The organism is Bacillus fungorum (assembly GCF_002746455.1).
Lineage (GTDB): Bacteria > Bacillota > Bacilli > Bacillales > Bacillaceae_G > Bacillus_A > Bacillus_A fungorum.
Genome location: NZ_NWUW01000005.1, coordinates 310,837 through 317,858 on the forward strand (window position 1 = coordinate 310,837; position 7,022 = coordinate 317,858).

Annotated in this window: 7 protein-coding genes and 1 other annotated feature; of the genes, 6 read left to right on the forward strand and 1 reads right to left on the reverse strand. The window is 36.6% G+C overall.

What is annotated here, in order from left to right:
- Positions 1–43 precede the first annotated feature (43 nt).
- Positions 44–280: a binding site (T-box leader), on the forward strand.
- 64 nt (positions 281–344) lie between these two features.
- The 3 genes from CO726_RS10185 to CO726_RS10195 all read left to right on the forward strand — a co-directional run bounded on the left by CO726_RS10185 (position 345) and on the right by CO726_RS10195 (position 3,215).
- The gene (locus CO726_RS10185; RefSeq protein WP_099684165.1) at positions 345–1,661 is read left to right on the forward strand and encodes an APC family permease; all 1,317 of its coding nucleotides are present in this window, start codon (positions 345–347) and stop codon (positions 1,659–1,661) included.
- Positions 1,662–1,708: 47 nt separating this feature from the next.
- A complete protein-coding gene (locus tag CO726_RS10190) occupies positions 1,709–2,953 on the forward strand; it encodes an MFS transporter (protein WP_342750523.1) in 1,245 nt (414 codons plus the stop codon).
- Between the two features lie 79 nt (positions 2,954–3,032).
- Complete coding sequence (locus CO726_RS10195) at positions 3,033–3,215, forward strand: hypothetical protein (RefSeq protein ID WP_099684167.1); 183 nt, start codon at positions 3,033–3,035, stop codon at positions 3,213–3,215.
- Between the two features lie 28 nt (positions 3,216–3,243).
- On the opposite strand, the gene CO726_RS10200 is transcribed toward CO726_RS10195, so the two are convergent.
- On the reverse strand, positions 3,244–4,002 hold the full coding sequence (locus tag CO726_RS10200) for a TrmB family transcriptional regulator (RefSeq protein WP_099684168.1): 759 nt from the start codon (positions 4,000–4,002) through the stop codon (positions 3,244–3,246).
- A 186-nt stretch (positions 4,003–4,188) separates the two neighbouring features.
- Here CO726_RS10200 and CO726_RS10205 point away from each other — a divergent pair, with 186 nt between their 5' ends.
- From CO726_RS10205 to CO726_RS10215, 3 genes are all read left to right on the forward strand, one after another.
- A complete protein-coding gene (locus CO726_RS10205) occupies positions 4,189–6,189 on the forward strand; it encodes a methyl-accepting chemotaxis protein (protein ID WP_099684169.1) in 2,001 nt (666 codons plus the stop codon).
- 77 nt (positions 6,190–6,266) lie between these two features.
- Positions 6,267–6,569: an MTH1187 family thiamine-binding protein gene (locus CO726_RS10210; protein ID WP_001018862.1), complete on the forward strand. Its 303-nt coding sequence runs from the start codon at positions 6,267–6,269 to the stop codon at positions 6,567–6,569.
- Between the two features lie 48 nt (positions 6,570–6,617).
- The gene (locus CO726_RS10215) at positions 6,618–6,863 is read left to right on the forward strand and encodes a YusU family protein (RefSeq protein WP_099684170.1); all 246 of its coding nucleotides are present in this window, start codon (positions 6,618–6,620) and stop codon (positions 6,861–6,863) included.
- Positions 6,864–7,022: the final 159 nt, after the last annotated feature.

The window sequence follows — 7,022 nt, forward strand, 5'->3', positions numbered from 1 at the left end:
CTAACAATTCAATATAATGAACAATAACTACAAAATTCGACATCAAGAAGTGATGATGAGGACATGATCAATTTTTTACGATTCTCAGAGAGGGAAGCCTTTGGCTGTGAGCTTCCTAATACGAAAAAATAGATTACCACCTCTGAACTGCAGCAGTGAACGAACATCTAGTAATTGCTTGCCGGCAAAAACCGTTATTTAGACTTGAGAAATTGGTGAAGTGTGTTACTTTACGAATTGAAACAAGGGTGGAACCACGAATACAACACTCGTCCCTTTTTTAGGGAGGAGTGTTTTTTTATTTCATTTTTGCATCACACTAGGATTGGAAGGAGGATACGCAGATGCATCATGATGAGAAGAACAAAATTGGTTTAACGGTAGCACTTTCTATCGTAGTAGGAACGATTATTGGGTCTGGTGTGTTTATGAAACCAGGGAGCGTATTAGATTACTCAGGGAGTTCTAATATGGCGATTCTTGCTTGGGTAATTGGTGGTCTGTTGACGTTAGCAAGTGGTTTAACAGTAGCTGAAATTGGAGCGCAAATCCCGAAAAATGGTGGGTTGTATACGTATTTAGAGGAGATTTACGGAAGTTTTTGGGGATATTTATCAGGCTGGATGCAAACGATTGTTTATGGGCCAGCTATTATTGGAACATTAGGGTTATACTTTAGTTCTTTAATGATTAATTTTTTCTATTTAGATAAAGTATGGAATTTACCAATCGCAATTGGAACAGTTGTGTTCCTTGGCGTTGTAAATAGTATGGGAACAAAATACGGAGGTATCGTCCAAACAATCACGACAATTGGGAAGATGATTCCAATCGTATTAATTGTTGTGTTAGGTTTTTGGAAAGGGAATAGCGATATCTTTAACGTAGTTGTGCCGATATCAGAAAATCAAAGCATCGGGATGGCAATTTTAGCAACGTTATTTGCTTATGACGGCTGGATTTTACTTGCTTCGATTGGCGGGGAAATGAAGAATCCAACAAAGTTATTACCGAAAGCAATGACAGTTGGGATTTTAATTGTAACAGCTGCTTACGTATTAATTAACTTGGCATTATTAAATGTATTACCAGCAGCGGAAATTGTAGACCTTGGAGAAAATGCAACAGCGACAGCTGCGGGCATGCTACTTGGAGAATATGGCGGGAAAATTATTAGTATCGGTATTATCGTTTCTATTTTCGGTTGTTTAAATGGAAAGATTTTAACGTTCCCACGTATCCCGATGTCGATGGCAGAGCGTGGACAACTTCCATTTGCTAAGTTTATTGCAAAGGAAAGTCCAAGATTTAAAACACCAGCAAATGCGATTACTGTTGAAATCATTTTAGGAATTATTTTAATGATTATTAGTGATCCGAATAAGCTATCTGAGATTTCCGTATTCATTATTTATATTTTCTATGTAATGACGTTTATTGGTGTCTTCATTTTAAGAAAACGTAATAAGAATAAAGAGCGTGCATACAGTGTACCGTTATTCCCAATCGTACCAATCGTTGCGATTTTCGGTTCGCTCTTTGTAATTGGTAGTGCAATTATTAATGATCCGGTAAGTTGTTTCTTATCCATTGGAATTGTCTTTACTGGACTTCCAGTATATTGGTATTTAAATAAGAAGAATAAAAATGAAGTGTCATGATCGAAGGGTAGGCGTATAATACGCCTACCTTTTTTACTGTAAAAAAATTGTACTTGTGTTCAACTTCTATTTTGGTTACTATAATCGTAGTAACCAAAATAGAAAGCGTGGGGAAAGACTTGAATTTTCGTGTGTATATTTTAGCTATCGCGGCTTTCGTAGTCGGAACGGTTGAGCTAATTATAGGAGGAACGCTCGATTTAGTTGCCAATGATTTAGGTGTATCTATTAGTGCAGCTGGTCAGCTTATCACAATATTTTCAGTAGTATTTGCTTTATCAGGTCCGGTTTTATTGGCGTTAACAGGGAAGTTTGAAAGAAAAATATTGTATGTTGGGGCATTATCGATTTTCTTAATCGGAAATATTATTTCAGCATTTAGTGTGAATTATGGGATGTTAATGTTCTCAAGGGTAATTTGTGCAGCGAGTGGTTCGCTTATTATTGCACTGTCAGTAACACTTGCTTCTAGCGTTGTAGAACCGCATTTTCGTGCGCGTGCAATTGGAATCATTTTCATGGGGATTAGTGGGTCACTTGTACTTGGAGTACCGCTTGGCCTTGTACTCGGAAATGCATACGGATGGCGTGCACCATTTGTACTCATTTCGATTTTAACAGTTATGGCAATCGCTTGTATTTCATTATTCTTAACGAAAGTACCACCGGCATCGGTATTATCAATAAGAGAACAAATTGCTACGTTAAAAGATAAAAAAATCGTAAGTGCACAGTTAACATCATTCTTATTTTTAACGGGCCATTTAACACTATATGCATATTTAACACCTTTCTTAAAAGATGTGATGCATGTGGAAGCGAATTGGATTAGTGTATTTTACTTTATTTTCGGAGTTGCAGCGGTACTTGGAGGCGGACTTGGAGGATGGCTTGCTGATAAGTGGGGATCGAAGAAAAGTATTATCTCAATTATTATCGTATTTGCGTGTGCGATCTTCATATTGCCATTAATGACATTCTCATTCCCGCTGTTCATTATTATGATGGGACTTTGGAGTATGCTGAGCTGGGCTATTTCACCAGCACAACAAAATTATTTAATTGAAATTGCACCAGAATCAGCTGGTATTCAGCAAAGTTTAAATAACTCTGCCCTTCACTTAGGAATTGCACTCGGTTCAACAGTAGGCGGAGTTGTTATTGAAAAATCATCTGTTATATATAACGCTTGGGTAGGTGGTGGCTTTATTATATTAGCGCTGCTTTGTGCAATTTTCTCGATTACGAGAGGACGTTCTACTCAGTTTGCGAAGGAAGAATCTATCGTTTGATAGGTTCTTTTTTATTTATAAAAAATGGAAGGGGTTAGTGGGTAGATGGAGAAAATTGTATATAGCGAGGTGATGGAAAATGATGTCTAATTTCTCGGTATTCGGTATGATAATTGCACTACTACCGATATTGATAGTTGTTTTTGTATTAAGATGGGTTCGTTTCATCTATCAAAATTCTGAGAAACAAGTGGAGCAAAATGAGAAAATCATTGAACTGTTGATGGATATAAAGGAGCAAAAAGAAAAGGAGTCTCGGTGAAGAATTAGACTCCTTTTTTATCATTCAATTAATACCTTAACTTCATCAACAAACTCTTAATTTCCTCATCTTCCATAAAGAGATCATGGTGTTTCTGGGTAATCTTTGCAAGTGCAACGTCATGATAGAAAAATTCTGTAAAGAACTTCACGAAAGGTTGTGACATTGTTTTCATCGCTTGCCATGATTCTTGCTCTACACCAGCAAATAAAATTTCACGGTCGTCAACGATGAGGAGCAAGTAGCGCTCTAATGCGTTAGGTTCTTCAGCTGGGATTAGAAAATGCATGTTTTCTAACGCTGTTTCTACTTTTCCAACGATAAGGGACTCGGTTTTGACGCCTTGTTTTGCCTTTTCTTCTAATAACGGAAGATATTCTAAAAGAGTATCATTCCAAGCTGAAATGCGAATCGATCCTTTTGCACTCTCAATGAGTTCTTTACTTTGAACTCGAATAGAAGATTGCATTTTTAAGCTCCACACACGGTCATCTGTAAATGATTTTTTTGATATATTCGTTTCCAATTCTTTAATATTGGATTGGAATTCTGTCGTTAATTTTTCAATTGCTAGCTTGAGTGGTAATGCTGTATATAGCTTTTTCTTTTCTGAAACAGAATCCATTACCATTCCTTTATCGATCAGGCGTGCAAGTACTTCATATATTTTGGCTTTTGGAACACCAGAATGCTTCACAATCGTCGTAGCATCTAATGGCTCGTTGCTTGATACGACAACTTCGTAAGCTTGGCTTTCATATTGTGAGAAACCGAATTTTTGTAACATAGTTCCCTCCGAACAAATGAGATTATATTTTAAGGATAATGAACTATTTGTTTTTGCACAAGTGGTAGTAAGTTTTCTAATCAGATTGAAATGAGAATTAGTTTCAATTTTTTAATTTTATCCATTATACTTAATATAATGATTAATATGATTACAATACAACGAGAAGGGGATGCTTGGGGGAAGATGTTGAGAAGTTTACGTTTAAAAATTGCGGTAGTATTTTCGGTACTTATTTCTATGATGTTTGTAATACTAGGTACAGCTGTGTATCAGTTGCAAAAAGAGAAGGAAACGCACTCCTTAGACCAGTATTCTCAAAATACGATGGATCTTGTGACAGAACAGTTAACTGCATTTATGCAGCGAATTGAGGAAGATATGGGTCATTACGGAAGTCATGATGATATTCAAAACATGTTACAAGATGGAGTTACTCCAGAAGAAGAGAGTTTTATTTTAAAAGAGTTTTCAAGATTTAAAAAGAACCATCCTGATATTTTAGATGTATACATTGGGACAAAAGATAAAAAAACGTTGAGTGCAAATCTTGCTGACGGAGGACAAGTACCTGAAGGGTATGATCCAACGAGTCGTCAGTGGTATAAAGCATCAGAATCTGATACAAAATCAATTATTTGGGGACAACCACAATATGAAATCGCGACAGGTAAGTTAAGTATTGGAGTGTCAAAAGCAATTGTCGGACAAGATGGCTCTGTATTAGGGGTAGTAGCAATGGATGTATCATTAGGAACCATTCAAAAACTACTCCATAATATTCAATATAATAATGGCGGAGAAATGTTTATCGTAAATGACAAAAATATTGCCATTGTATATCCAGAGAAAGTAGGAAAAGATGTTTCAAAAGAACCACTTGTAAAAAGTTTGAATAAAGATGAAACAAAATTTGCGGTGACGACATTAGGCGGAAAAGATGTAGTAGCCTATAGTCAAATGTTTGATAAGATGGAATGGAAAATAGGGATTGTTTATCCGAAAGAAACGATTGATGGGCTATTAAATAGTACGAGAAATACAGTCATTATAATGGCATGTATTAGCTTATTAGTTGGAATCACAGCTTCATACTTGTTCTCAAGAAGATTAGCGAGACCATTGCAACTATTAACGAATCATGTTCAAAAAGTAGCGGAAGGTGATTTAACGCTGCAAATGAAAGTGACAAGTAAGGATGAAGTTGGAGAACTGACGAACCATTTTAATCATATGGTTGAGCAAATGAATGAGATGGTAAGCAAAATTAAAAATAGTGTATCAACAGTGCAACAATCAACGAATAATCTACATTACTTAACGAATGAAACTGTAGCCGCTAGTAGAGAAGTGTCAGGTGCAATGGATGATGTGAGCGGAGGAGCTTCTACTCTTGCTAATAGTGTAGATGAAGTTTCAGAGCAGCTCGAGAAAATGGCACAGTCAGTGAAACAAATGAATAACTCTGTTGGTGAAATAAAAGGAGTGGCTGGCAAAGCGGAAAAGGCATCTAAGCAAGGATTAAATACGATGCGTAATTTAGTTCGTACGAGGGGCCAATCATCTTCGATAGTTGTTCATACAGAGGAAGCATCCGGAAAGTTAGAGCAAAGAGCTGGATCGATTCAAAATGTTGTAGAGCTTATAAAAGGTATTTCGGATCAAACGAATTTACTTGCTTTAAATGCTTCAATTGAGGCGGCACGTGCGGGTGAACAAGGTAAAGGCTTTGCTGTTGTTGCTGAAGAAGTTAGGAAATTAGCGGAACAATCAAAAGATGCAACAGTAGAAATTGCGACGATGATCGGTGATGTACAAGTAGAAGTAAGACGAGTTGTAGAAGTTGTAAGTAAATTGAAAGATATTGCGGATGTACAAAATAAAGTTACGACAGAGGCAGAAACGGAATTCCGCACAATTATGTCAGTTGTAAATACGATTAGTACGTCAGTGGAACAAATTGTAGAAGAGGTAAATAACATCGGTCACGAGCAAGGAGAAATTACAGAGGTAATGCATACCATTGCTGGTACGAGTCAAGAAAGCGCAGCTGTTTCGGAAGAAGTAAATGCTGCAACTGAGTCACAAGTGAATCATCTAGAAAAGGTAGCTCATACGATGGAAAGTTTGACCGAGCATATGAGAGACTTAGAAAGATTAGTTGAGCAGTTTAAAATAGAGGAATAACAAATTAGTAAAATGATGCGTATTTCGGTAAAATAGACAATGGATATATAAGAAGCAATTATAGGAGGAAAACTACTATGGCAATTGTTGACGTATCGATTATTCCAGTAGGAACAGGTAATCCAAGTGTGAGTGAATATGTAGCAGAAGTACAAAAGGTGCTAGAGAAAAATGCAGATCGCGTGAAGTATCAATTAACACCAATGAATACAGTTATTGAAGGAGATCTTCCTGTCATTCTAGAAGTAATCCAACAAATGCATGAAGTTCCATATACGAAAGGTGCACAGCGCGTTGCAACAACAATTCGTATCGATGATCGTCGTGATAAAGTAAGCACAATGGAGAAAAAATTAAACTCTGTTCGATCAAAATTATAAAGAAAAGCAGCGATTTTCGCTGCTTTTTTCATATAGGAGGTAAATAAGATGAGTGAAAAGTTTAACGAACAATTTGGCGGATTGTTAGAGAAATACACGGAACTATTACTTGGAGAGAGCAATGAAGAGAGAAAAGAACAGGTGCAAAAGTGGGCACTTTATTCTTATATTGCGAAGACGATGCCAGCTTTAGTGAAGCATTGGAATGAGACGTATCCAGATGCGAAAGAAGAGATGGTGCAGTTAATTACAGATATTAAAAGGCTGAATGAAGAGAAGCGGAATGAGCAATGAGAAAACTTGAGGTAATGTTACCTCAAGTTTTTCACGTTGTTGAAAAAAGATTTTGTCAATGAAAATGTCACCTAAAAGGTGACATTTTCACTTTCTATTTCATCTGTAATTTGGTAAGTTAAATATAGGCCAACTTTCTTTAGCGAGAGAAGTTTGGTC